Genomic DNA, 26,041 nt, shown 5'->3' with positions numbered 1-26,041 from the left:
CCTGCGCCGCCCGAGCCCTGCACTCACATCGAGTTGCCTGATCCGACGATCAGAGCTGGTTGCCGACGAAGACCGTCAGGTCGACGAGGCGGTTGGAGTAGCCCCACTCGTTGTCGTACCAGCCGAGGATCTTCACCGAGTTGCCCTCCTGGACCATGGTCAGGGAGGAGTCGAAGGTGCAGGAGGCCGGGTCGCCGACGATGTCCGAGGAGACGATCTGGTCCTCGGTGTATGCCAGGTAGCCCTTGAGGTCGCCGTCGTCGGAGGCCTTCTTGAACGCGGCGTTGACCTCGTCCTTGGTGACCTCGCGCTGGAGGGTCACGACCAGGTCGGTGGCCGAGCCGGTCGGGACCGGGACGCGCATGGCGATGCCGTCCAGCTTGCCCTTGAGCTGCGGCAGGACCAGGGCGGTGGCCTTGGCGGCACCCGTCGTGGTCGGGATGATGTTCTCGGCGGCGGCGCGGGCGCGACGCAGGTCCGAGTGCGGGAAGTCCAGGATGCGCTGGTCGTTGGTGTACGCGTGGACCGTCGTCATCAGACCCTTGACGATGCCGAAGTTCTCGTCGAGGACCTTGGCCATCGGCGCCACACAGTTGGTGGTGCAGGAGGCGTTGGAGATGACGTGGTGGTTGGCCGCGTCGTACTTGTCCTGGTTGACGCCCATCACGATGGTGATGTCCTCGTCCTTGGCCGGAGCCGAGATGAGGACCTTCTTGGCGCCGCCGGCGATGTGCTTCTCGGCGTCGGCCTTCTTGGTGAAGATGCCGGTCGACTCGATCACGATGTCGACGCCCAGGTCGCCCCACGGGATGTCCGCCGGGTTGCGCTCGGACAGCACCTTGATGGTGTGACCGTCGACGGTGATCGTGTCGGCGGTGTGCGACACCTCGGCCTTGAGGCGGCCCAGGATGGTGTCGTACTTGAGCAGATGTGCGGTGGTCGCGGTGTCACCCAGGTCGTTGACAGCCACGATCTCGATGTCAGCACCCTGCTCCAGCAGCGCGCGGAAGTAGTTACGACCGATGCGGCCAAAGCCGTTGATGCCTACGCGGATCGTCACGAACCGATCTCCTCGTTGGTACGCCGGCTATGCGGTGCCGGCGAGCTGTATTTGGGATGTCCCCGACCACCCACGACCCTACCTCTCCGAGGCCGCCGGAGTGACATCGACTTCGCCCATACACGGCAGGGCGGTCCGTACCCGCCAGTAGGGGTACGGACCGCCCGGACCGGAAGACCCGATCGCTCGATGTGATTACGAACTGTCACACGGAGTTGACAGCCGTTCCTCAGCTCTCAAGTGAGGCCAGTGCCTTCCTGATGAGCGCGACACGGTCTGCCGCCGCGGTGACATGCTCCAGGCCGAAACCCAGCAGCACGGTGTCGTCGGTGGTGACCGCTCCGTAGGTCTGGAACAGGGCGCCCGTGCGCGCCCAGTCCTTCAGGACGGCCGGGCTGCCCGCGGGCGGACCCGCGACCTGCCAGACGCCGAGCGAGGTCTCGAAGCCCTCCGTCCCGGTGGCGGTGCCGCCGACGACCAGCGAGGTGTCGTCCGCGAGGACGCCGTGGCCGCCGCTGCCGGGGTCGGTGACATAGGCGATCGAGACCTCGACCTGCTTGCCCGCGTAGGCGCTCAGGTCGAAGTTCACCTGCTGCCAGCCGCTGGAGGCACCGGTGAGGGCGTTCCAGGAGCCGGTGCTGCCGGTGGCGGTGCAGTCACCCGCGCCGAGGGTGAGGTAGTGCCGCAGCCACGGGTGCTCGCCGATGTAGAAGCCGCCGCCGCACTCCGCGGGGACGGCGGTGCTGGTGGCGCCGCCCGCCTCGGGAAGCGTCGTCCAGTCGTCGGCGCCGACCGTGTGGATCTCGACGATCGCGTTGTCGTAGCCGGGCTCGGTGTCCCACAGCAGCTGGGTGCGCAGGGCCGGCTTGCTCGCCGCGCCGACACCGGTGAGGTCGATGGTGCGGGTGAGGCGCTTGTAGCCGTCGTCGGTGTGCACGGCGGCTGCCATGTACGAGCCCGTGAACGGCCCGTACGGGTTGACCGTCCCGGCGAACCGGCCGGCTCCCGCGCTGGCGAACTGCGGGTACGCGCCGGCCGGCAGCTCGTCCGAGGTGACGCCGTAGGTGCCCGCCCTGTCGAGCGGGTTGCCGGTCGCCGGGCCGAGGGCCCCGCCGGCACCGGCGAGCTTGCCGGAGCCGGTGAAGCCGGTGGCGCCGGGGGTCGACGTACGGGAGTAGGCGCCCAGGTAGTACTGGCTGAAGTCGTTCGACGGGGTGCCGTCACCGAGGTCGACGTTGCCACCGGCCAGCTCGCCCGCCTCGATCAGCTTGCCGCCCTCGTTGAGGAAGGCACGCAGTTCGAGCTGGGTCGGATTGCCGGGGACGCTCGCGGCCGTGTAGTGGACGACCGTGTCGAAGTGGCTCAGCACGCCGAGCGCGTCGGGCGCGCCCTGGGTGGCGACGTCCCAGACGATCGCCTTGTGGCCGTTGGCCTTCAGCGCGTCGACGTAGGTCTGCGCCTGTGTGGCGGCCGTCCCTTCCTCGGCCACGACGAGGGTGTCGGCCTTGGGCCGCGTGGCGATCGTGTAGGTGAAGTGCGCGCTGGAGACCTTCTTGCCGTTCTTGGTCTCGCCCGTGAACCAGACCTCGACCTTGTCGCCGGGTTCGCCGTCCTGCACCTTGGCCCGGTACTCGTCGTAGTAGAGGTTGTCGTCACCGCCGAAGGTCTCGCCGCCCTTCCAGGCCTTGAGCGCCCGGTCCCGGGTACGGCCGCCGTTGACGCGGTACTTGAGCTCCTTGTCGCGGATCGCCTTGCGTACGACGACGGAGATCTCCTGGTCGGCGCCGCGCGAGTACGAGGTGGTGAACGGCGCCGGGGTGAAATCGGCGGCGGACAGACCGACCGAGGACTTCGGCTGGTCGGGTTGCGCCGCGGACTCGGCGACGGAGAGCGCGAACGGGACGTTCTTGGCGAACTCGTCCTGGATCAGCTTCTCGTCGTCCGGGAAGTTGAAGACCGACTGACAGTCGGAGGCGTTCCACTGGTCGTCCGGATCGATGCCGGACGCGGTCTGGCAGGTGGACATCTCAGGGGTGAACATCGCCGTGCCGTTGACGTTCGCCGCGTGCCCGTCGGCCTCGCCGTTGGTCGTGTACAGCTCCGAGGAGACCTGCGGGTGGTAACCCGGGACCGCGGAGTTGTCGGGGGTGCCGGCGAGCGCCTTGTAGACGACGTCGTCCGGGGTGTCGGTCGCGACCTGCCAGCCGACGCCGTAGAGCAGCAGTTCGGCGGCGGAGTGGTAGTTGATGCCGTACGTGAACCCGATCCGCTTCTCGAAGGCGTCGAGCGCCTTGGTCTCGGGTTCGGAGCCGGGGCTCGCGCCGCGGTAGGTCTGGCTGGTGGGGTTGGGGGACGAACCCTCGTCGTCGTAGCCCCACTTGTAGGGGAAGTTGCGGTTGAGGTCGACGCCGTCGCCGGTGGAGATCGCGCCGTCGCCGTTGACGTCCCGCAGGTTCTTGCGCCAGAGGCGGTTGTCGGTGTTCTCGAAGGTGTAGTCGTAGCCGTCGGGGTTGGCCGACAGGACGAACCACAGCTCGCTGGAGTCGACGATCTTCTTGACGCGCCGGTCGGTCTTGTAGCTGTCCAGGTAGTAGTGCATCAGGCGCCGGGTCATCTCCGGCGTGATCCACTCCCGCGCGTGCTGGTTGGACATGTAGAGGACCGAGGGCTTGGAACCGTCCTTGGACTTCTTCGCGTTCCTGGTCAGCTTGAGCGCGAGGATGTCCTGGCCTTCGACCGTCTTGCCGATGGAGACGACCTTGGTGAGGCCCGGGTTCTCCCGGGCGGTGCGCAGGATCTCCTCCTGGAGCCCGCCGCTGCCGCTGTACGGTCGGAACACGCCGTCGGCGGCGGCCTCGACGCGGTTCTCCGCCTTGGCCGAAAGTGTGTGCTCGGTGAGGGCGACGCCCTGCTTCTCGAGCTTCCTCGCCTGCTTGTCGGTGAGGTAGACCTCGACCGTCGCGCTGCCCTTCTCGGGCGCCTGCTCGCTGAGTTCGTGACCGTCCTGGCCGGCCGCCAGCAGCAGGGGTACCTGCTGCTTGGTGACCTCGGCGCGGAAGACCTTGACCTCGTCCGCGTCGGGTTTCGGTGTGGTGCCGGGCTGTGCCTGGGCGATGGGTGCGAGTGCCGCTCCGCCGAGCAACAGCGCGCCGACAGCGAGGATCGATCTCGCTCTTCGTCTCATGAACCCCCCTAGCCTGAGTTCGCCCCAGCAGCGAACTCTGCCAGGCTCATGACACTTGATGATCCAGTCAAGAGCGCCTCAAAGCCACGCAAACGCCGGTGGTGTCACCCGAAGGGGCGATACCACCGGCGTTTTGAAGAGCCGTCAGGAGAGCCGGGGTCAGCCGACCAGATTGTCGGCCAGCTCGTCGCTGAGGTTGGCGTCCGTACCCGCGATGCCGAGGTCGGAGGCCCGCTTGTCGGCCATCGCCAGCAGCCGGCGGATCCGTCCGGCGACCGCGTCCTTCGTCAGCGGCGGGTCGGCGAGCGCGCCCAGCTCCTCCAGGGAGGCCTGCTTGTGGTCCATCCGGAGCCGGCCGGCCGCCGCCAGGTGCTCGGGCACCTCGTCACCGAGGATCTCCAGGGCGCGCTGGACCCGGGCCCCGGCGGCGACCGCCGCACGCGCCGAGCGGCGCAGATTGGCGTCGTCGAAGTTCGCCAGACGGTTCGCCGTGGCCCGCACCTCGCGGCGCATCCGGCGCTCCTCCCAGGCCAGCACCGACTCGTGCGCGCCCAGCCGGGTGAGCAGCGCGCCGATCGCGTCGCCGTCCCGGACCACGACGCGGTCGACTCCGCGCACCTCACGGGCCTTCGCGGCGATGGACAGCCGACGGGCGGCGCCGACCAGCGCGAGCGCGGCCTCCGGGCCCGGGCAGGTCACCTCCAGGGAGGACGAGCGGCCGGGTTCGGTGAGCGAGCCGTGCGCCAGGAAGGCCCCGCGCCAGGCCGCCTCCGCGTCACAGGTCGCGCCGGAGACCACCTGCGGGGGCAGCCCCCGGATCGGGCGGCCCCGGCCGTCGACGAGCCCCGTCTGCCGGGCCAGCTGGTCACCGCCCGCGACCACCCGCACCACATAGCGCGAGCCGCGGCGCAGACCGCCCGGGGCCATCACGATCAGCTCCGAGCTGTGGCCGAAGATCTCCAGGATGTCCCGCTTGAGCCGGCGGGCCGCCATCGCGGTGTCCAGCTCCGCCTCGATCACGATCCGCCCGCTCACCAGGTGGAGGCCGCCGGCGAACCGCAGAACGGCGGAGACCTCCGCCTTTCTACAGCAGGTCCGGGTGACGGGGAGCCGGGAGATCTCGTCCTTCACCGCTGCCGTCATCGCCATGGGCCGATCCTTCCATGCATCCGAAAAATACGGTCGTACGCGGCAGCCAACAGCTCCGGGTCATGCCTCGGGGTTCCGTCGGGCCGGGCCACCGGCGCCAGCTCGACCGCGGCCCCGAACCTTTTGGCGGCGTCGGTCAGCGAGTCGCGGTCGAGCACGGCGGCCACGTCGGCCAGCACCACGTCCAGGGCGAGTTTAGGGGCGTGTCGGCCCAAAACCTCCAAATGACGCTGCGGGGAGAAGCCGTCGGTTTCTCCGGGCTGCGGGGCGAGGTTCAGGGAGAGCACCCGGCGCGCCTTCGTCTCCATGAGGGCGTCCAGCAGATCGGGCACCAGCAGGTGCGGCATGACCGAGGAGAACCAGGAGCCGGGGCCGAGCACCACCCAGTCGGCGTCCAGGACGGCTTCGACCGCCTCCGGGACGGCCGGCGGGTCGTGCGGCACCAGGTGCACGGACTGCACCTCGCCGGGCGTCAGCGCCACGGTCGCCTGTCCCCGGACCGTGTCGACGTCGTCCGGCCGCTCCGGATCGTGGCCCTTGACCAGCGCCTGGAGCTCCAGCGGTACGGCGGACATGGGCAGCACGCGCCCCTGCGCGCCCAGCAGCTTGCCGACCAGGTCCAGAGCCTGGACGTGGTCGCCGAGCTGCTCCCACAGGGCGACGATCAGCAGATTGCCCACCGCGTGGCCGTTGATCTCGCCCTGCGACTGGAAGCGGTGCTGGATGACCCGGGCCCAGGTCTGGCCCCAGTCGTCGTCACCGCACAGCGCGGCCAGCGCCTTGCGCAGGTCACCGGGCGGCAGTACGCCCAGCTCCTCACGCAGCCGTCCGCTGGAACCACCGTCGTCGGCCACCGTGACGACCCCGGTGAGGTCGCCGGTGATCCGGCGCAGCGCGGTGAGCGAGGCGGACAGTCCCATGCCGCCGCCGAGGGCGACGACCTTGGGCTGGGTGCCGCGGCGGCGCGGTTTGCCGCCGCGTGCCTCGATCGGCCGGACCACGCGCCCGTCGGAGGCGTTCCTGCGCAGCCGGCCGAGCCGTGGAGAACGTCCTGTCATTCCCGTCCCATGTCCCGGTGCACGACCACCGTCTCCACGCCCTCGGCCGCGAGACGCGCGGCGAGCTTCTCCGACATGGCCACCGAGCGGTGCTTGCCACCCGTACAGCCGACCGCGATGGTCACATAGCGCTTGCCCTCCCGGCGGTAGCCCGCGGCGACCAGCTGGAGGAGCTCGGCGTACCGGTCGAGGAACTCCTTGGCGCCGGGCTGGTTGAGGACGTACGCCGACACCTCCTCGTTGAGGCCGGTGTAGGGGCGCAGCTCCGGGACCCAGTGCGGGTTGGGCAGGAAGCGCATGTCCACGACCAGGTCGGCGTCGACCGGCAGGCCGTACTTGAAGCCGAACGACATCACCGTGGCCCGCAGCTCGGGCTCCTCGTCGCCCGCGAACTGGGCGTCCATCTTGGCGCGCAGCTCGTGCACGTTGAGGCTGGAGGTGTCGATCACCAGGTCGGCGTCGCCGCGCAGCTCACGCAGCAGCTCACGCTCGGCGTCGATGCCGTCGACGATGCGGCCGTCGCCCTGGAGGGGGTGCGGGCGGCGCACGGACTCGAAGCGGCGCACCAGGGCGTCGTCGGAGGACTCCAGGAAGACGATCCGCCGGGTGACGCCCTTCGACTCGAGGTCGGCGAGGGACTCGCGGAGGTTGTCGAAGAAGCGCCGGCCGCGGACGTCGACGACGACCGCGATCCGCGCCACGTTGCCCTGGGAGCGGGCGCCCAGCTCCACCATGGTGGGGATCAGGGCGGGTGGGAGGTTGTCGACGACGAACCAGCCGAGGTCCTCCAGGCACTTGGCTGCCGTCGAGCGACCGGCCCCGGACATGCCGGAGATGATCACCAGCTCGGGGATGGCCGCGTCGGGGATCCCGGGCGGCGTGACGTCCGTACTCACCTGTGCTCCGTCTTCCTGGCGTACTTCTTGCTGAGGGCTGTCGGGGACCGCGGGGTGCGGGGTGGAATTCTCGCCTGCTTCCCTGGGTCCCTGCTGGGGCGCGGCTGTGGGCACAGTAGTGGGCGCCTGTTCCTGTTCCGCTGCGGGGTGTGCGTCGTGCTCGTGCTCGGTCATGTCTCCTGCCCCCGTCGTTCTTCCGGGGCGCCCGTCGTCACCGGGTCACCGGGGGAACCCGCCGTCGTATCGGGTTCCTCATCATCAATGATCTCTCCGGTCGCCGTGTTCACGGCGGGGGCGGGCGATGCCGCCCGGGCGAGGGCCACGGCGATGGTCTCGGCCGTCTTGCGGCCTATGCCCGGAACCTCGCAGATCTGTTCGATCGTCGCGGCCCGGAGCCTCTTCACCGAGCCGAAGTGCTTGATCAGTGCCTGCTTGCGCGTCTCGCCGAGGCCGGGCACCTCGTCCAGGGGACCGGCGCGGAAGCGCTTGGCCCGCTTGGTGCGCTGGTAGGTGATGGCGAAGCGGTGGGCCTCGTCGCGCACGCGCTGGAGCAGATAGAGACCCTCGCTGCTGCGGGGCAGGACGACCGGGTCGTCGTCGTCCGGCACCCAGACCTCTTCCAGCCGCTTGGCCAGGCCGCAGACGGCGATGTCATCGATGCCGAGCTCGTCCAGCGCCCGCTTGGCCGCCGCGACCTGCGGCTGTCCGCCGTCGACGACGACGAGCTGAGGCGGGTAGGCGAAGCGCTTGGGGCGGCCGTCATCGTCCTTGAGGCTGCTGGTGAGGGGCGCTTCGGCGGCGTCGGTCAGGGGCGCGTCGGCGAGGGGCGTCGCGGTGGTGTCGGCGAGCGCGTTCTCGCCGTCGGTCCACTCCCCCGTCCGCTCCTTCTCGGCGATGTAGCGCCTGAAGCGGCGGGTGATCACCTCGTGCATGGAGCGGACGTCGTCCTGGCCCTCGAAGCCCTTGATCTGGAAGCGGCGGTACTCGCTCTTGCGCTGCAGGCCGTCCTCGAAGACGACCATGGAGGCCACCACGTCGTCGCCCTGGAGGTGCGAGATGTCGTAGCACTCGATGCGCAGCGGCGCGCTGTCCAGGTCGAGGGCCTCGGCGATCTCCTCCAGGGCGCGCGAGCGCGTGGTCAGGTCGGAGGCGCGCCTGGTCTTGTGCAGGACGAGCGCCTGCTGCGCGTTGCGCTCGACGGTCTCCATCAGGGCCTTCTTGTCGCCCCGCTGCGGGATGCGCAGCGAGACGTTGGACCCGCGGCGCTCGGTGAGCCACTCCTGGACGGGTTCGACGGGCTCGGGCAGGGCCGGGACCAGGACCTCCTTGGGCACGGAGTCGCCCCGCTCCTCGCCGTACAGCTGCTGCAGGGCGTGCTCGACGAGGGCGCCGGTCGTGACGTCCTCGACCTTGTCGGTCACCCAGCCGCGCTGGCCGCGGACGCGTCCGCCGCGTACGTGGAAGATCTGGACGGCCGCCTCCAGTTCGTCCTCGGCGACCGCGATCAGGTCGGCGTCGGTCGCGTCCGCGAGCACGACCGCGTTCTTCTCCATGGCCTTCTTCAGGGCCTCGATGTCGTCGCGCAGGCGGGCGGCCCGCTCGTACTCCATCTCCTCGGCCGCGTCCGCCATCTGCTTCTCCAGCCGGCGGAGGTAGGTTCCGGTGCGGCCGGCCATGAAGTCGCAGAACTCCTCGGCGAGTTCGCGGTGCTCCTCGGCGGAGACCCGGCCGACGCACGGCGCGGAGCACTTGCCGATGTAGCCGAGCAGACAGGGCCGGCCGGTGCGGGCGGCGTTCTTGAAGACGCCTGCGGAGCAGGTACGCACGGGGAAGACCCGCAGGAGCAGGTCGACGGTGTCCCGGATCGCCCACGCGTGCGCGTACGGCCCGAAATACCTGACGCCCTTCTTCTTGTGCCCGCGCATCACCTGGACGCGCGGGAACTCCTCGTTCATCGTCACGGCGAGGTAGGGATAGCTCTTGTCGTCGCGGTACTTGACGTTGAACCGGGGGTCGTACTCCTTGATCCAGGAGTACTCCAGCTGGAGCGCCTCGACCTCCGTGGACACCACCGTCCACTCCACCGACGCGGCCGTGGTGACCATCGTGCGGGTGCGCGGGTGAAGGCCGGACAGGTCCTGGAAGTAGTTCGCCAGGCGCTGACGCAGGCTCTTCGCCTTTCCGACGTAGATCACCCGGCGGTGCTCGTCGCGGAATCGGTACACCCCGGGGGAGTCCGGGATCTGTCCCGGCTTGGGGCGGTAACTGGAGGGGTCGGCCATGTCTCACACCCTACTGGCGCGGGGTGACACTCCGGCGGGCTGTGGACGACGGCCGGGTGTCCGACGGCCTGTAAACAAGCGAGGTGCCGAGGGCGGGACCCGGAGGCATCGACTCGGCCACACGCATGTGCCACTCGGGCATCAGGTGTTGTCGGGACTTGGTCAACACGCTTCAATGCGGGGGGACTCGGGCCCTGAGGGCCGCCCTACGGATGTGAAGGAGTCCCGGCGACGCCGGAAAAGGCCCCGACCACCCGCACGAACGGTCCGACCAGCCGTCGTGAGCATTCACAGAGAGGCCCCTGCATGCCGCACGCCACACAGCACGCGGACGCCGCCGTCGACGCCACCTCCGCGGAACTGGACACGGCCCTGCGAGGCGGTCCTTTCCATGTGGCGCTGCGTGCCGCGATCGCCGCCCGTGGCCTGCCCCTGCAACGCGTCCAGCACCATCTGTCGCGGTACGGGGTGAAGGTGGGCGTGACCAGTCTGAGCTACTGGCAGCAGGGCGCCCGGCGGCCGCAGCGCCCCGAGTCGCTGCGCGCCGTGCGTGCGCTGGAGGAGATCCTGCACCTGCCGGACGAGTCGCTGATCCGGCTGCTCGCGGAGCCCGACGGCGGGGACGCCGGCGCGACGACCGGGCAGTCCGCGGGCCGCTCCTACCGCTCGCTGCTGAAGGCCTCCGGCATTCTCGAACAACTGCTCGGCGAACTGGAGTGCCCCGTCGACGGGGGGCTGCACATCCTGGGCCACCACGAACGGGTCCGCATCGGGTCGCGCCGCGAGTTGCTGGGACGCGAGTCGCAGCACATCGTGCGCGCGCACCGCGACGGCGTCGACCGCTTCGTGGCCGTCCATCACGGCGACCCCGGCTGCTCACCGGAACGGATGACGGTGCACGCCCTGGAGAACTGCCGGGCCGGCCGGGTCCGCAGCCACCACGACACCGGCGTGCTCGTGGCGGAACTCCACTTCGACACCCGGCTGAGGACCGGCGACACCTTCCTCTTCCGCTACGCCGTCGAGGACGGCACCGCCGACGTGTCCCGTGAGTACGTCCGCGGCTTCGGCGCGGCGGGCGGCCAGTACGCCCTCCAGATCCGCTTCGCCGAGAACGCCGTGCCCGTGCGCTGCCACCGGTTCACCCAGCACTCGGCGGCGGCCCCGCGCGGCGGCCGCCAGGAGCTGCCGCTCAGCGGCCGGCACCGTTCGGTGCACCTCGTCGAGCCTCGGGTGCGGTCGGGCATGGTCGGCATCGGCTGGGACTGGGAGTGAAGGGCGCAGGCTTTCCGCGCGGCTCCGGAATGGGGTAGCTTCCCGGCCTGCGGCTCACCTGTTCCTGCGTCCGCCGCACCCGGTGCGGCTGCCCCCGCGGGCACGGTCCGAGCGGCCGCAGACAGCCAGAGAGAGGAACCGCCCCGTGATCGTCGTCGCCGGTGAGGCCCTGATCGACCTGGTACCGCAGGGCGCGGGCGCCCTCGCCGGTCTCCAGCCGGCGCTCGGTGGCGGCCCCTACAACACGGCCGTCGCCCTCGGCCGCCTGGGCTCTCGCACGGCCTTCTGTTCCCGCACCTCGCAGGACGCCTTCGGCGAGGCACTGCTCGCCGGGCTGCAGGACTCGGGCGTGGACGTGTCCGCGGTGCAGCGCGGCACGGAGCCGACCACGCTCGCGGTCGCCACCCTCGACGGGAACGGTTCGGCCGCCTACTCCTTCTACGTCGACGGCACCGCCGACCGCCTGTTCACGGCCCCGGCCACGCTGCCCGCGGGCACACGCGCGGTGTCCTTCGGCACCTGCTCCCTGATCCTCGAACCGGGTGCGAGCGCGTACGAGGAGCTGATGCGGACCGCCGCGACGCAGGGACTGTTCACGGCGCTCGACCCGAACATCCGGGCCGGGCTGATCCCCGACGCCGACGCCTACCGGGCCCGCTTCAAGAGCTGGCTGCCCTCGGTCTCCCTGCTCAAGCTCTCCGAGGAGGACGCCGCGTGGCTGGGCGGCACCCCGGGCGAGTGGCTGTCCGCCGGTCCCTCGGCCGTCGTGATCACTCAGGGCGGCGACGGGCTGACCGCCTTCACGCAGGACGGGGCCGTGTACGCGGTGCCGGGCGAGCGGGTGGACGTCGTGGACACCATCGGCGCCGGGGACACCGTGAACGCGGCTCTGCTGCACGGCCTTTCGGTGCGGGACGCCCTGTCCCCGGCCGGTCTCGCGGGCCTGGGCGCCGACGGGTGGGAGCAGTTGCTGCGGTTCGCCGCCCGCGCGGCGGCGATCACCTGCTCCCGGGCCGGCGCGGAGCCGCCGTACGCCTCCGAACTGGGCGGCTTCCCGAACCCGTCGTAGGGCTGCCGAACAGCCGGTGCAGCCGGTGCAGCCGGTGCAGCCGGTGCAGCCGGTGCAGCCGGTGCAGCCGGTGCAGCCGGTGCAGCCGGTGCAGCCGGTGCAGCCGGTGCAGCCGGTGCAGCCGGTGGAACGACGGACGGCGCCTCGCGGGGAGTTCCCGCGGGGCGCCGTCCCTTTCACCGGCTCGCCAGGCCTCTCGGCCCAGGTCTTGAGCGGGCCGCGCGGCCCGTGTCGGGTCAGGCCTTGCGGGCCCGTGTGGCCTTCTTCGCGGGGGTCGCCTTCGTGGTCGCCCCGGCGGCCTTCTTGGCCGCCGTGTTGTTCGCGGCGGTCGTCCGGGCCGTGGCCGTCTTGGCGGTCGTCGTCTTGGCGGTCGCGGTCTTGCGCGCGGTCGTCTTCGCCGCGACCGTCCTCTTCGCCGCCGTCTTGCGCGGGGCCTTCACCGGAGCCGCGTCGCTGATCCGGTCGGCGCCGAGCACCTCCCGCAGGAACTTGCCGGTGTGGCTGGTCGACACCGCGGCGATCTCCTCCGGCGTGCCCTCGGCGATGACGAGGCCACCCCCGGCGCCGCCCTCGGGACCCATGTCGACGACCCAGTCGGCGGTCTTGATCACGTCGAGGTTGTGCTCGATGACGATGACCGTGTTGCCCTTGTCGACCAGGCCGGCGAGCACCTTGAGCAGCTTGCTGATGTCCTCGAAGTGCAGACCCGTGGTCGGCTCGTCCAGGACGTAGACCGTGCGGCCGGTGGAGCGGCGCTGGAGCTCGCTGGCGAGCTTCACACGCTGTGCCTCACCGCCGGACAGGGTGGTCGCGGACTGGCCGAGCCGGACGTAGCCGAGGCCGACGTCCTTCAGGGTGTTGAGGTGGCGGGCGATCGCGGGGACGGCCTCGAAGAACTCCGTCGCCTCCTCGATGGGCATGTTCAGGACGTCGGCGATGGACTTGCCCTTGTAGTGGACCTCCAGGGTCTCCCGGTTGTAGCGGGCACCGTGGCAGACCTCGCACGGGACGTAGACGTCCGGGAGGAAGTTCATCTCGATCTTGATCGTGCCGTCGCCCGCGCAGTTCTCGCAGCGGCCGCCCTTGACGTTGAAGGAGAAGCGGCCCGGCAGATAGCCGCGGACCTTCGCCTCGGTGGTCTCCGCGAACAGCCTGCGGACGTGGTCGAAGACACCGGTGTACGTGGCCGGGTTGGACCGCGGGGTGCGGCCGATGGGCGACTGGTCGACGTGCACGACCTTGTCGACGAGGTCGTCGCCGTCCACGCGCGTGTGCCGCCCCGGCACGTTCCTGGCACCGTTCAGTTCACGGGCCAGGTGCGTGTACAGGATGTCGTTGACCAGCGTCGACTTGCCGGAGCCGGAGACGCCGGTGACCGCGGTGAACAAGCCCAGCGGGAAGGACACGTCGATGTCCTGAAGGTTGTTCTCGCGGGCGCCGTGGACGGTGAGCCGACGGGACGGGTCCTGCGGCCGCCGGATGTCGGGCAGCGGGATCGCCTTCTTGCCGGACAGGTACTGCCCGGTCATCGACTCGGTGTTGGCGAGGAGTTCCTTCAGGCCGCCGCTGTGCACGACCTTGCCGCCGTGCTCGCCGGCGCCGGGACCGATGTCGACGATCCAGTCGGCGACCTTGATGGTGTCCTCGTCGTGCTCGACGACGATCAGCGTGTTGCCCATGTCCCGCAGCCGGACCAGGGTCTCGATCAGCCGGTGGTTGTCACGCTGGTGCAGGCCGATGGACGGCTCGTCGAGGACGTACAGGACGCCGACGAGGCCGGAGCCGATCTGGGTGGCCAGGCGGATGCGCTGGGCCTCGCCGCCGGAGAGCGTGCCGGCCGCGCGGTTGAGCGAGAGGTAGTCCAGACCGACGTCGACGAGGAACCGCAGCCGCTCGTTGACCTCCTTCAGGACCCGCTCGGCGATCTTCTTGTCGCGGGCGTCCAGCTTCAGCTCGCCCAGGAAGTCCGCGCAGTCGCTGATGGACATCCCGGAGACCTCGGCGATGGACTTCCCCATGACCGTGACCGCGAGGACGAGCGGCTTGAGGCGCGTGCCCTCACAGGTGGGACAGGGCACCTCACGCATATAGCCCTCGAAGCGCTCCCGGCTGGCATCGCTCTCGGCCTCGCCGTGCCGGCGCTTCACGAACGGGAGGGCGCCCTCGAAGGGGGTCGTGTAGACGCGCTCGCGCCCGTACCTGTTGCGGTAGCGGACCTCGATCTGCGTCTTGTGGCCGTGCAGCAGGGCCTTCCTGGCGCGCAGGGGCAGCCCCGCGAAGGGGATGTCGGTGCGGAAGCCGAGCGCGTCCGCGAGGGCGCCGATCAGCCGGCCGAAGTAGTCCTTGGTGTGGCCGTGCGACCAGGGGTGGATGGCGCCCTCGTCGAGGGACTTGTCCTCGTCCGGGACGATCAGCTCGGGGTCGACCTCCATGCGCGTGCCGATGCCGGAGCACTCGGGGCAGGCGCCGAAGGGCGAGTTGAAGGAGAAGGAGCGGGGCTCCAGCTCCTCGAAGGACAGGTCGTCGTACGGGCAGTACAGGTGTTCCGAGTACATGCGCTCGCGCTCGGGGTCGTCCTCGGGGAGGTCGACGAAGTCGAGCACGACCATGCCGCCGGCGAGGCCGAGCGCGGTCTCCACCGAGTCGGTGAGCCGGCGCTTGGCGGACTCCTTCACCGTGAGGCGGTCGATGACCACCTCGATGGTGTGCTTCTCCTGCTTCTTCAGCGTGGGCGGGCTGGACAGCTGGATCGTCTCGCCGTCGACCCGCGCGCGGGAGTAGCCCTTGGTCTGGAGGTCGGCGAAGAGGTCGACGAACTCTCCCTTGCGCTCGCGCACCAGCGGCGACAGCACCTGGAAGCGGCTTCCCTCGGGCAGCTCCAGGACCCGGTCGACGATGGCCTGCGGCGACTGGCGCGTGATCGGCCGGGAGCACTCGGGGCAGTGCGGCTTGCCGATGCGCGCGAAGAGCAGGCGCAGGTAGTCGTAGACCTCGGTGATGGTGCCGACCGTGGAGCGCGGGTTGCGCGAGGTCGACTTCTGGTCGATGGAGACAGCCGGGGAGAGACCCTCGATGAAGTCGACGTCCGGCTTGTCCATCTGGCCGAGGAACTGCCGGGCGTACGAGGAGAGGGACTCGACGTAGCGCCGCTGGCCCTCGGCGAAGATGGTGTCGAAGGCCAGCGAGGACTTGCCCGACCCCGACAGGCCCGTGAAGACGATGAGCGAGTCGCGTGGCAGGTCGAGCGAGACATTCTTGAGGTTGTGCTCGCGCGCGCCACGGACGATGAGACGGTCGGCCACGCCGGTCCGCACCTTTCTTGAGAGAAGTGACAGGGGCGGGGCCCCCGTCTTTCTCAGACTAGGGCGAGCCACTGACAACGCCGGTCGGGATTCACCGGTTCACAACAATCCCCGGCCTTCCAGCATGCCCGACGCCGCCACCGACCATATAGCACGTGCATTCGATTTGCGGGCTCGGTCGACCACCTTCACCCGAAGGGGTGGCGAGGCTAGGGTCAGCACCATGATTGATCACGCTCATGACCTGGAGTCTGTACGTGAAGCGACGGAGCGGCTCCTCACCGCAGTCGCCGAACTGGACAACGCGTCGGCGGCCGAGCCGTCACGCCTGCCCGGCTGGAGCCGCGGACATGTCCTGGCTCACATCGCCCGCAACGCGGATGCCCTCACGAACGTCCTCGAGGGCCGTCCCATGTACGCCGACGCCTTCGTCCGCGACGCCGACATCGAGCGGGACGCCCCACGCCCCCTGGACGTCCAGCTCACGGACGTCAGGGAGAGCGCGGCCCGATTCCAGGCGACGGGAGCCGTGCCCGCGGACTGGTCACGCACGGTGGAGCTGCGCAACGGGGTCGTCGACACGGCGGCCCGCGTGCCGTTCCGGCGGTGGGTGGAGGTGGAGCTGCACTCCGTGGACCTCGGCATCGGCTACGAGCTGGAGGACCTGCCGGAGGAGTTCACCGCGCGGGAGATCGAGTTCCTCGCGGAGCGGTTCACCGGGAGTCCCGACGTGCCGCCGACGCGCCTGACGGACGGCACGCGCGCGTGGCACACGGGCCGCGCGGCCGAGCGGCCCGAGGTGACCGTCACCGGCACCCCCGCGGACCTCCTGGGCTGGCTCGCCGGGCGTCGCGACGGTTCCGGACTGACGGCGGACGGCGGGCCGCTGCCGGCCCTTCCGCCGCTATAGGCTGCCGCCATGACGTACAGCGGTGAGGTGACGGTCGGCGGACCGGCGGACGTGCACGAGCTCAAGGACCTGATGATCACCAAGATCGCGGTCGGCCCGATGAACAACAACGCCTATCTGCTGCGCTGCCGGGCCACGGACGAGCAGTTGCTGATCGACGCGGCCAACGACGCGCACGCCCTGCTCGGCACGATCGGCGACGACGGCATCGCGTCCGTCGTCACCACGCACCAGCACGGCGACCACTGGCAGGCACTCGCCGAGGTCGTGGCGGCCACGCACGCGCGTACCTACGCCGGCCGGGAGGACGCCGAGGGCATCCCCGTGGCGACCGACGTCCCGGTCGACGACGGTGACGTCATCCGGGTGGGGAACGTCGAGCTCACCGCGCGCCATCTGGTGGGGCACACGCCCGGCTCGATCGCCCTGGTCTACGACGACCCGCACGGCCACCCCCATGTGTTCACCGGTGACTGCCTCTTCCCCGGCGGCGTGGGCAACACCCGTAAGGACCCCGGGGCGTTCGCCCGTCTCATCCACGACGTCGAGACGAAGATCTTCGACGCGCTGCCGGACGAGACCTGGGTCTATCCGGGGCACGGCAACGACACCACGCTGGGCGCGGAGCGGCCGCACCTTCCGGAGTGGCACGCGCGCGGGTGGTGAGTCCGCACGACAGGGGGCGCGCGTTGCCGACCGCGCGCCCCGTGTGAATCGCGCGCACATGCCGGTCCCCCACGCGCGCTCCCCGCACTCGTGGTCGCGCGGTCGACTGGTGTCAGTTCCGCGCGGGATGACGGCTCCGGCGCGGATCGGGCCGCCGGTCCACGATCCCCGCCCTCGACCGGCGGCCCAGGCGGGTCCGCCGAGCCTGCCGGGGAGCTCCTGGAGCGGCTCGGGCTGGCCGGCAAGGCCGGCGAGTATCCCGACCGGCTCAGCGGTGGTCAGCAGCAGCGGGTCGCGATCGTGCGCGCGCTCGCCGTGCGTCCCCGGCTGCTGCTGCTCGACGAGATCACGGCCGCCCTCGACCCCGAACTGGTGGGCGAGGTCCTGAACGTCGTCCGCGACCTGGAGGCCGACGGCATGACCATGGTGCTCGCCACTCATGAGATGGGCTTCGCGCGCGAGGTCGCCGACCAGGTCTGCTTCCTTGACGGAGGCGTCGTGCTGGAGCGGGGCACCGCCGAGCAGCTCTTCGGCGACCCGCAGCAGGAGCGCACACAGCGCTTCCTGCGGCGGATCGTGGAGGCGGGCCGCCTCTGAGGGGCGCGGTAAGGGGCTACGGCCTGGAGGGCGATGCTTACGCGTCCGCCTTGCCCGCCCCCGCCAGCGCGGCCACGCGCTCCACGCCGAACACGTATCCCTGCACCCCGCAGCCCGCGATGACACCGTCGGCGCGCAGCGAGACGTAACTGTGGTGCCGGAAGGACTCGCGCTGGTGGATGTTGGAGATGTGGACCTCCAGCACTGGCAGGCCGTCACAGGTGTTGAGGGCGTCCAGGATCGCGACCGACGTGTGCGAGTAGGCGCCCGGGTTGATCACGATGCCGCAGTGCTTCAGCCGCGCCTCGTGGATCCAGTCGACCAACTGCCCCTCGTGGTTGGACTGCCGGAAGTCCACCGTGCCGCCGTGCGCGGCCGCCGCCTTGACGCACAGCGCCTCGACGTCGGCGAGCGTGTCGGAACCGTAGATCTCCGGCTGCCGCTGGCCCAGGAGGTTCAGGTTGGGGCCGTTCAGGATCATGATCGGGGCGTTGGCCAGGCTGCGGGGCACGGTTCCTCCGGTCCGTTCGTGGACGGCCCGTCCAAGGCCGCCGCTCACACCGGTTTATCACGGTGAAACCGCAGGGCAGCAGGCCGTACCCTCCCGCCATGACCGCGCCCTCGTATCCCCCGAAGCCGTCGCCCGGCGACCGCATAGCCGTCATCTCGCCCTCCGCGGGCCTGCCCGGGCTCTTCCCGCGCCCCTACGAGCTGGGCGTGCAGCGGCTGCGCGAGGAGTTCGCTCTGGAGCCCGTCGAGTACCCGACGACGCGCAGGATGGGGGCGACGCCGCAGGAGCGCGCCGACGACATCCACGCCGCGTTCGCCGACCCGGGCGTGCGGGCGGTCATCGCGTCGATCGGCGGCGAGGACCAGATCACCGTACTGCCGCTGCTGGACCGGGAGTTGCTGCGCGCCGACCCGAAGCCGTTCTTCGGGTGGAGCGACAACACCAACCTGCTGGCGTTCCTGTACAACTCCGGCGTCGTCGCCTACCACGGCGCGAGCGTGATGTGCGAGCTGGGACGCCCCGGAGCCATGCACCCGCTGACCGCCGACTCGTTGCGCGCCGCGTTGTTCACCTCGGGCCCCTACGAGTTGCGGCCCGCCGACCGGTGGAACGACTTCGGCGGCGACTGGGGCGACCCGGCGACCTTCGCGTCGGAGCCCGACGGCCGGCCCGGCGCCGGCTGGAGCTGGGTCAACGCCGACCGCGTGGTGGAGGGGCGCAGTTGGGGCGGCAACCTGGAGATCCTCTCCTGGCTGCTGATGGCCGACCGCGAGATCGCCCGCGACCTGGCGGTGTACGACGGCGGGGTGCTGATCCTGGAGACGTCGGAGGAACTGCCGAGCGCCACCGAGGTCTTCCGGATCCTGCGCAACATGGGCGAGCGCGGTCTGCTGCGGCGCTTCCCCGCACTGCTGATGGCCCGGGCCAAGAGCCGGTCCTTCGAGCGCCCCAACAGCCCGGAGGAAGGCGCCCGTTACGCGGCCGACCAGCGTGCGGCGGTGGAACGCGCGCTGCGCGCGTACGCCCCCGAGACCCTGGCCGTCTTCGACGTGGACTTCGGCCACACCGACCCGCAACTCGTCATCCCCTACGGCGGCACGATCCGCGTCGACGGCCCCGCGCGGCGCATCACCGTGACCTACTGAGCCCCCTGGCGGCGGTCCGCGCCCCCACACGCCCCCGTAACCCGCGATCACTGTGGGTAGTTGACGCGGCATGCACGACGTACACACCGTGAAGGCGCTCTCCATGCCGCGGCTCGCGGCGGCCTCGCTCGCCGGGACGGCCATCGAGTTCTACGATTTCTTCGTCTACGGGACGGCTGCCGCGCTGGTCCTGGGGCCGCTGTTCTTCCCGACGTTCTCGCCGCTGGCGGGGACACTGGCCGCGTTCGCGACGTTCGGCGTGGGCTTCGTGGCGCGGCCGCTGGGCTCGGTGCTGTTCGGGCACATCGGGGACCGGCACGGGCGCCGGCCGGTCCTGGTCGTCTCCCTGCTGCTGACCGGTGCCTCGACGGTCGCGGTCGGCTGCGTGCCGACGTACGACACGATCGGGGTGGCCGCTCCCCTGCTGCTGCTCGTCCTGCGCTTCCTCCAGGGGCTCGGGCTCGGCGGGGAGTGGGGCGGCGCGGTACTGCTGACCGCGGAACACGCGCCCGCGGAGCGGCGCGGGCTGTGGTCGAGCTTCCCGCAGGTGGGGCCCGCGGTGGGCTTCGTGCTCGCCAACGGAGTGGTGCTGGTCCTGTCGGTGACGCTGACAGAGGCGCAGTTCGCGCAGTGGGGGTGGCGGGTGCCGTTCTGGGCGGCCGGGGTGCTGGCCGTGCTCGGGCTGTGGCTGCGGTCGTCGCTGCCCGAGAGCCCCCGGTTCCTGGAGATCGACGACCACGCGCGTGTGCCGCTCGTGGAGGTCGTGCGCGACCACTGGCGGCTCGTCCTGCTGACCGCCGGCGCGCTCTCCGCCGGCTACGCGATCTTCTACGCCGTGACGACCTGGTCCCTGGCGTACGCGACGGAACGGCTCGGGGTCAGCCGTACCGTCATGCTGGTCTGCATCATGGCCGCCGTGGTGGTGAAGGGTTCACTGACTCCCGTGATGGCGATGCTCGGCGACCGCTTCGGCCGCCGGCCGTTGTGCCTCGTCGGCTGCGCGGCGGCCGCGCTGTGGATGTTCCCACTGGTGGCGCTGCTCTCGACCGGCGAGCCGCTGCCGATGTTCCTCGGCTTCCTGGGGGCGCTGCTCGCCTTCGTCACCATGTTCGCGGTGATCTCGGCGTATCTGCCGGAGCTCTACGCGCCGCGCGTGCGCTGCACCGGCGCGGCGGTCGGCTACAACCTGGGCGGGGTCCTCGGGGGTGCCCTCACGCCGATCGTGGCGACCGCCCTCGCCGAGCGCTCGGGGCGGGTCCCGTGGGGTGTGGGCGCCTACCTGACGGGGATCGCGCTGCTCAGTCTGGGCTGCTTCGCACTGCTGCCGGAGACCCGGCCGGTGCGGGTGGCCGCCGTGCGGCCGGCTACGGATTGATCGCCAGCTCCAGGTAGGCCGCGAACAGCACGAGGTGGACGCCGCCCTGCAACGGCGTGGCCCGTCCCGGGACGACCGTCAGAGAGCTGACCACGACGGTCAGCGCGAGCAGCACCATATGGGTGGGGCCGAGCCCGAGGACGAGCGGCCCGGAGAGCCAGAGGGAGGCCAGGGCCACCGCCGGGATGGTGAGACCGATGCTGGCCATCGCGGAGCCGAGCGCGAGGTTGAGGCTGGTCTGCACCCGGTCGCTGCGGGCGGAGCGCAGCGCGGCGATCGTCTCGGGGAGCAGTACGAGCAGCGCGATGATCACACCGACCACCGCTTGGGGCAGTCCGGCGGCCTCCACTCCGGACTCGATCGTGGGCGAGACTCCCTTGGCGAGGCCCACCACACCGATCAGGGCCAGACCGAGCAGCCCGAGGCTGATCCGGGCGGTGCGGGCCGTGGGGGCTCCGGCGTGGTCGTCGGCGGTGATCACGTCTCCCTGCCGGGTGACCGGCAGGAAGTAGTCGCGGTGCCGGATGGTCTGTGTCGTCACGAACAGGCCGTACAGGACCAGGGAGGACAGGGCGGCGAAGGTGAGCTGGACGGCGGAGAACTCCGGGCCCGGTTTGCTGGTGGTGAAGGTCGGCAGGACGAGGCTGAGCGTGGCCAGGGTGGCGACGGTCGCGAGCGCCGCTCCGGTGCCCTCCGGGTTGAAGATCGCCGTGCCGTGGCGCAGCGAGGCGACCAGGAGGGAAAGGCCGACGATGCCGTTGCAGGTGATCATCACGGCCGCGAAGACCGTGTCCCGCGCCAGGGTCGAGCTCTTGTCCCCGCCGTCCGCCATCAGGGTGACGATCAGGGCGACCTCGATGATCGTCACGGCGACCGCGAGGACCAGGGATCCGAAGGGTTCGCCGACCCGGTGGGCGACGACCTCCGCGTGGTGCACGGCGGCGAGGACCGATCCGGCGAGGACCAGCGTCACCACGACGACGACCGTGCCCGGCAGGTCGCGTCCCCAGGTCAGGACCAGCAGGACGACCGCCAGCGCCGGCACGAGGGCTGTCCACCGGGTCGTGACCGACCTGAGCCGAGCGATCATGCAGCGATCGTCGCAGAGCCGTAGGGGCTCCGCATTCCGGCCCGTCCCGCCCGGCCTGGCCGTGCCGCCCGGCCTGCCCGTGCGGGCAGGACGGGCGGTTGTGCGGCTGCCGTCACCTGAACTCGGTCGTGTCCTGGACGTCGCAGTCGGTGAAGGACGGGGGCCGGGTGCAGAGGGCGGCCATCCGCTCCGCGAACTTGCCCGTCTCCGGGTCTTCGCTGTTGCGCATGGCCTGCTCGTGGGAGTCGAACTCGACCACCACGAGGTAGCGGTTCGGCTGGTCGCGGTCCTTGAGGACGAGGCGGCGCGTCGGGCCGTCGGCCCGGCCCGCGATGCGCTGCTCCCCCTCCTCGGCCAGCGCCCGCATCTCGTCGATGCGGTCGGTCTCGAACTCGAGGATCTGGACGAACCTCTGCGATGTGCCCACGGTGCCTCCACCCGGAACCGGCGTCCCCGGGTGGAGACGCCCAGCTCCCAACGAAGCACCGGGAGCGGTGCTCGGCAATTCGCCGCGCACCGCTCCCGGGGGTGGTTGTTCCTACGTCCTGCGTGGTCAGGCCTCGATGCTGTCCTTCGGAGCGCCTTCGCTCTCCGTACGCGCCGCCTCGGCCGCCGCCTGCTTCTTCGAAGCCAGCAGACTGGTGATCGTGGTGACGATCAGGACGGAGCAGATGACGCCGAGCGAGACCGGGATGCTGATCTCGGGGACGTGCACCCCGGACTCGTGCAGCGCGTGCAGCACCAGCTTGACGCCGATGAAACCGAGGATGACCGACAGGCCGTAGCTCAGGTGGACCAGCTTCCTCAGCAGGCCGCCGATCAGGAAGTAGAGCTGCCTGAGGCCCATCAGCGCGAACGCGTTGGCGGTGAAGACGATGTAGGGGTCCTGCGTCAGGCCGAAGATCGCGGGGATCGAGTCGAGGGCGAAGAGCACGTCGGTGGTGCCGATCGCGAGCATCACGACCAGCATCGGGGTCATGACCCGCTTGCCGTTCTGCTCGATCCACAGCTTCGTCCCGTGGTAGCGGTCGGCGACGCCGAACCGCTTCTCCGCGGCCTTGAGCAGCTTGTTCTCCTCGAACTCCTCGTCGTCCTCGTCCGCCCGGGCCTCCTGGATGAGCTTCCAGGCGGTCCAGATCAGGAAGGCGCCGAAGAGGTAGAACACCCACGCGAAGCTGGCGAGGATCGCGGCGCCCGCGGCGATGAAGATCGCCCGCAGGACCAGGGCTATGAGGACACCGACGAGCAGGACCCGCTGCTGGTACTGCGACGGGACCGCGAACTTCGCCATGATCAGGACGAAGACGAAGAGGTTGTCGACACTGAGCGACTTCTCGGTGATGAAGCCCGCGAAGAACTCGCCGGCCGGCTCACCGCCGCTGAAGACGAGCAGCCCGACTCCGAAGAGCCCGGCCAGGGCGATCCAGACGACGGTCCAGATCCCCGCTTCCTTGATCGACACGTCGTGCGGCTTGCGGCCGATGAAGAAGTCGACCGCGATGAGGGCGGCGAGGCCCACGATGGTCAGGACCCATAGGGCCAGGGAAACATTCACTGCGCCTCCGACAGTACGTAACGGCAGGTGATCAGCGTCGTCGCGCTGCCGGAGGTCTCTTCCACCCGAGATGGGCCGACGCCCCGGGATCAGGCCTGATCCGTATTGACGGGTACGCCGCAGCAGGGAGTACTCCCCTCCGTGAGGAAAACAGTACCCCAAGCACCAAGAAAAGGTAAAGCGATTGGTAAAAGAAAGGCCAAGTTCCCTGGTCAGAGGACTTTACTAGTACTTGGCGCGAGCTGCCGCGACCTGCGCGAGGACCTGCTGGAGCACCTGGCTACCGGCCGGCACCAGGCTCGGCTCGTACGTCCAGGCGTGCCCCACCCAGGGGTCGGCGAGGTGATCCTCGGCCACCGGCGTCAGCCGCAGCAGCGCACGCCACAGCGGATCCAGCAACGGACCGTAACTGTCGGCGTCCTCCCGGTCGGCCACCATCATCAGGTGGACGCCGACGCCGGGCCCCTCGTCCGCGAGGTAGCGCAGCTGGGTCACGGCACGGTCGTCGAAGCCGTGCGGGAAGTCGTTGACGACCAGGAGCTGCTGGGCCGTGTCGAAGCCGGGCGGCAGCGAGTCGGCCATGCCGCCACGCACCGCCATCTGTACCAGGTCGACCCGCTCGGTGAGCCGGCCCAGGACCGCCGCGACTCCGGCCGCGCCGACCGCGGGCGGGGCCGCGAGCACGCCGCTGTGCACCAGCGGCGCGAGTTCCCGGGCGCCCGAACCGGCCGGATCGACGACGTGCACGGTGAACTCGTCCGCCGGATGCACCGCCAGCAGCCGGGCCGTGTGCGCCACGGCCGACTCCATGGCGAGGCGGCGCAGCTCGTGGGAGTCGGCGAACGACCCGTCGGACAGGCCCGACCGCCCGCTGTCGATCCACAGGCCGCGCTCGAGCGGCAGCCTGACCAGCATCGGGATGCGCAGCGGGTCGCTCTCGGGAAGGTGCAGGTCGCCCAGGCGCACGGCCATGGGCATCTCCATGGGAACGCGGTAGGCGTGCCAGACCGGGTTGTCCCAGCGCGCGTACGCCGCGGGCAGCGCCGGTTCGACCACGTCGGCCTCGGCGCCGAGCTGGACGAGATCCCGGTCCAGTGCCTCCCGGGCCTGGTCGACGAGCTGGATGTGCTTGGCCTGGGCCGCCTCGCGGGCGGCGTCGCCCTGGCCGCCCATCCTGCTGCGCGGGTCGGACAGGACCTGGTCCAGCTCCTTCTCCATCCGCGTATCGGCGAAGTCGACGGCGCTGCGGTACGCGGCCGTGCTGCGGGCCAGGTCCTCGAACATGCCCCAGACCTGGTTGTAGAGCCGCTCCTCCATGGACCAGCCGGTCGCGTCACCCGCGACGGGCCGGGCGGGCTCTCCGGGCCGGGACGGGGGCGCGGTGGGCGGAGGCGGGGGCGGAGCGGCGTTCTGCCGACGCGGATGGCTGTAGTCGATCGGGCCACCGGCGGTGGGTGTCGTCGGCGTCGGCTGGGTGGCGTCGGGATCCGCCGGAGTGGCGCCCGCCGGGTAGCCCGTGGCCGAGGGGCCCTGCGGGTTGGGGGTCGCCCCGTACGGGCCGGCGCCGCCCTGGGTGCCCTGCGTGCCGTACGGCGAGCCGCTCTGGTCCGGGCCGAGGGCGGACGCGGCCGCCTGCCGGGAGCGGTCGCCTTCGGCGGTACGCGGCGGCGCCTGCACCGAGCGGGCCAGGCCCTGGACCACGGCGTCGTTGATGCCGGACGCGAGCCGCTGCGCCTGCGTCAGACCCTGGTCGGTGAGGAGTTCGGCGAGGCCGCCCGCGTAGCCCTGGCCGACGGCACGCACCTTCCAGGCGCCCTGCCGCCGGTACAGCTCCAGCGCGACGACCGCCGACTCCGCGTCCAGCCCGGTGATGGTGTAGGTGGCGACCTCGGCGCCGTCGAGGCCGGTGACCGCGACGAAGGGGGCCGCGACCGAGCCGAAGCTGACCGGCCCGCCGACACCCGTGGGCAGCGCGAGCAGCACGCTGACCCGGTGCACGGCCGCCGACACGGCGTCCAGATCCACCGCGAGACGGTGGTCGGCGGCCGCCTGCCGGGAGACCTCCAGGCCGGGCAGGGTGGGTACGCCGGGGTGGGCCACCCACTCGACGCCGGGGACCTTGCCGCTCTCGTCACCGAGTGTGGCAACCGCCATGACCGGCCTGCCGGCCGAGACCCGGATCTCGAGGCGGACCTGGGAGAGCGGGTGGTTCTGCCCCCGCACCAGCTCGGCCGTCATCGCCTGTCGTCCCCCTGCGTCGCGTGTGATGTTGTCTCGGTGCCGCTCCCCGCCCTACAGCGCGGGCAGGATCGCGGGCATCAGGTCCTGGAAGGTGCGGCCGTTGGCCGGAGCGCCGAGGGCCGTCATGTTCCAGCCCCCGCCCACCCGGTGCACCTTCGCCATGATCTGGGCGGTGTAGGCGCCGCCGCCCGCCAGCGTGTAGCGCGCCAGCTCCTGGCCGTTGGTCTCGTCGACCAGACGGCAGAAGGCGTTCTGCACTTCCTGGAACGTCTGGCCGGTGAAGGAGTTCACCGTGAAGATGATCTGGTCGATGTGGACCGGCACGCGCGCGAGGTCGACGAGGATCGCCTCGTCGTCGCCGCCCTGACCGACACCGCCGACGAGGTTGTCACCGGTGTGACGGACCGAGCCGTCGTCACTCACCAGGTGGCGGAAGAAGACGACGTCGACCGGCTGCTTGTCGGCGAACAGGACGGCGGAGGCGTCGAGGTCGATCTCCCGCGTCCGGGAGCCGAACAGGCCGCGCCGCGGAGCCGCCTGCCAGCCGAGACCCATGCGCACCGCGGTCAGGCTGCCCCCGTCGTGCTTCTGAAGACTGATGGCCTGACCCTTGGTCATGTTGACGGTCACGCGCTGATTCCCCTCTCGAGCTGTCCCCTGTTGCCGCGAGCCCGCG

19 protein-coding genes and 1 pseudogene are annotated in these 26,041 nt (G+C 70.7%); 7 read left to right on the top strand and 13 right to left on the bottom strand.

Features of this window, described 5'->3' with window-relative positions; all coding sequences use genetic code 11:
- Positions 1–49: 49 nt before the first annotated feature.
- From gap to uvrC, 6 genes are all read right to left on the bottom strand, one after another.
- Positions 50–1,060 (bottom strand): type I glyceraldehyde-3-phosphate dehydrogenase, encoded by a 1,011-nt coding sequence (gene gap, locus OHU34_RS31890; protein WP_020131904.1) that lies wholly within the window; start codon positions 1,058–1,060, stop codon positions 50–52.
- A gap of 229 nt (positions 1,061–1,289) precedes the next feature.
- Positions 1,290–4,244 carry a M14 family zinc carboxypeptidase gene (locus tag OHU34_RS31885; protein WP_405769573.1) on the bottom strand — a complete coding sequence of 985 codons (2,955 nt, stop codon included), beginning with the start codon at positions 4,242–4,244 and terminating at the stop codon, positions 1,290–1,292.
- Between the two features lie 159 nt (positions 4,245–4,403).
- Entirely contained in the window at positions 4,404–5,393 is a 990-nt protein-coding gene (whiA, locus tag OHU34_RS31880; protein ID WP_020131902.1) for a DNA-binding protein WhiA, read from the bottom strand.
- On the bottom strand, positions 5,384–6,451 hold the full coding sequence (gene yvcK / locus OHU34_RS31875) for a uridine diphosphate-N-acetylglucosamine-binding protein YvcK (protein WP_142269760.1): 1,068 nt from the start codon (positions 6,449–6,451) through the stop codon (positions 5,384–5,386). The genes whiA and yvcK overlap by 10 nt, the downstream gene beginning before the upstream one ends.
- Positions 6,448–7,521 (bottom strand): RNase adapter RapZ, encoded by a 1,074-nt coding sequence (rapZ, locus tag OHU34_RS31870; RefSeq protein WP_142269761.1) that lies wholly within the window; start codon positions 7,519–7,521, stop codon positions 6,448–6,450. Before rapZ ends, yvcK begins: the two co-directional genes overlap by 4 nt.
- A complete protein-coding gene (gene uvrC / locus OHU34_RS31865) occupies positions 7,518–9,629 on the bottom strand; it encodes an excinuclease ABC subunit UvrC (protein ID WP_405769569.1) in 2,112 nt (703 codons plus the stop codon). The genes rapZ and uvrC overlap by 4 nt, the downstream gene beginning before the upstream one ends.
- A gap of 306 nt (positions 9,630–9,935) precedes the next feature.
- On the opposite strand from uvrC, the gene OHU34_RS31860 reads away from it, so the two are divergent.
- Positions 9,936–10,904, top strand: a complete 969-nt coding sequence (locus OHU34_RS31860; protein WP_405769566.1) for a hypothetical protein — start codon at positions 9,936–9,938, stop codon at positions 10,902–10,904.
- A 145-nt stretch (positions 10,905–11,049) separates the two neighbouring features.
- Entirely contained in the window at positions 11,050–11,973 is a 924-nt protein-coding gene (locus OHU34_RS31855) for a carbohydrate kinase (RefSeq protein WP_405769563.1), read from the top strand.
- 236 nt (positions 11,974–12,209) lie between these two features.
- Here the strand turns inward: OHU34_RS31855 and uvrA are convergent, their stop codons facing one another.
- Entirely contained in the window at positions 12,210–15,275 is a 3,066-nt protein-coding gene (gene uvrA, locus OHU34_RS31850) for an excinuclease ABC subunit UvrA (RefSeq protein ID WP_405769560.1), read from the bottom strand.
- Positions 15,276–15,498: 223 nt separating this feature from the next.
- Here uvrA and OHU34_RS31845 point away from each other — a divergent pair, with 223 nt between their 5' ends.
- The 3 genes and pseudogenes from OHU34_RS31845 to OHU34_RS31835 form a co-directional block, all read left to right on the top strand.
- On the top strand, positions 15,499–16,185 hold the full coding sequence (locus OHU34_RS31845) for a maleylpyruvate isomerase family mycothiol-dependent enzyme (protein ID WP_142269766.1): 687 nt from the start codon (positions 15,499–15,501) through the stop codon (positions 16,183–16,185).
- 9 nt (positions 16,186–16,194) lie between these two features.
- A complete protein-coding gene (locus OHU34_RS31840) occupies positions 16,195–16,851 on the top strand; it encodes an MBL fold metallo-hydrolase (protein ID WP_405769557.1) in 657 nt (218 codons plus the stop codon).
- A 207-nt stretch (positions 16,852–17,058) separates the two neighbouring features.
- A pseudogene (locus tag OHU34_RS31835) lies at positions 17,059–17,448 on the top strand (ATP-binding cassette domain-containing protein); the annotation flags it as partial.
- A gap of 37 nt (positions 17,449–17,485) precedes the next feature.
- On the opposite strand, the gene aroQ reads toward OHU34_RS31835, so the two are convergent.
- Complete coding sequence (aroQ, locus tag OHU34_RS31830; RefSeq protein ID WP_142269772.1) at positions 17,486–17,959, bottom strand: type II 3-dehydroquinate dehydratase; 474 nt, start codon at positions 17,957–17,959, stop codon at positions 17,486–17,488.
- A 98-nt stretch (positions 17,960–18,057) separates the two neighbouring features.
- Between aroQ and OHU34_RS31825 the strand changes: the two genes are divergently transcribed.
- Both OHU34_RS31825 and OHU34_RS31820 read left to right on the top strand, forming a co-directional pair.
- Entirely contained in the window at positions 18,058–19,104 is a 1,047-nt protein-coding gene (locus OHU34_RS31825) for a S66 peptidase family protein (RefSeq protein WP_142269773.1), read from the top strand.
- 70 nt (positions 19,105–19,174) lie between these two features.
- On the top strand, positions 19,175–20,479 hold the full coding sequence (locus tag OHU34_RS31820) for an MFS transporter (protein WP_230196242.1): 1,305 nt from the start codon (positions 19,175–19,177) through the stop codon (positions 20,477–20,479).
- Here OHU34_RS31820 and OHU34_RS31815 read toward each other — a convergent pair.
- From OHU34_RS31815 to OHU34_RS31795, 5 genes are all read right to left on the bottom strand, one after another.
- Positions 20,469–21,569: a calcium:proton antiporter gene (locus OHU34_RS31815; protein WP_405769552.1), complete on the bottom strand. Its 1,101-nt coding sequence runs from the start codon at positions 21,567–21,569 to the stop codon at positions 20,469–20,471. The two genes, OHU34_RS31820 and OHU34_RS31815, sit on opposite strands and share 11 nt — an antisense overlap.
- A 112-nt stretch (positions 21,570–21,681) precedes the next feature.
- Positions 21,682–21,996 (bottom strand): hypothetical protein, encoded by a 315-nt coding sequence (locus tag OHU34_RS31810; protein WP_142269775.1) that lies wholly within the window; start codon positions 21,994–21,996, stop codon positions 21,682–21,684.
- A 126-nt stretch (positions 21,997–22,122) separates the two neighbouring features.
- On the bottom strand, positions 22,123–23,124 hold the full coding sequence (locus OHU34_RS31805; RefSeq protein ID WP_142269776.1) for a TerC family protein: 1,002 nt from the start codon (positions 23,122–23,124) through the stop codon (positions 22,123–22,125).
- A gap of 225 nt (positions 23,125–23,349) precedes the next feature.
- Entirely contained in the window at positions 23,350–25,362 is a 2,013-nt protein-coding gene (locus OHU34_RS31800; protein WP_142269777.1) for a TerD family protein, read from the bottom strand.
- 54 nt (positions 25,363–25,416) lie between these two features.
- Positions 25,417–25,995, bottom strand: coding sequence for a TerD family protein (locus tag OHU34_RS31795; RefSeq protein WP_020131883.1), 579 nt, complete (start codon positions 25,993–25,995; stop codon positions 25,417–25,419).
- Positions 25,996–26,041: the final 46 nt, after the last annotated feature.

The sequence above is a fragment of the Streptomyces sp. NBC_00080 genome (assembly GCF_045041255.1).
In the GTDB taxonomy this organism is placed as follows: Bacteria; Actinomycetota; Actinomycetes; order Streptomycetales; family Streptomycetaceae; genus Streptomyces; species Streptomyces coriariae.
This window is presented reverse-complemented; position numbering and strand designations above follow the sequence as displayed.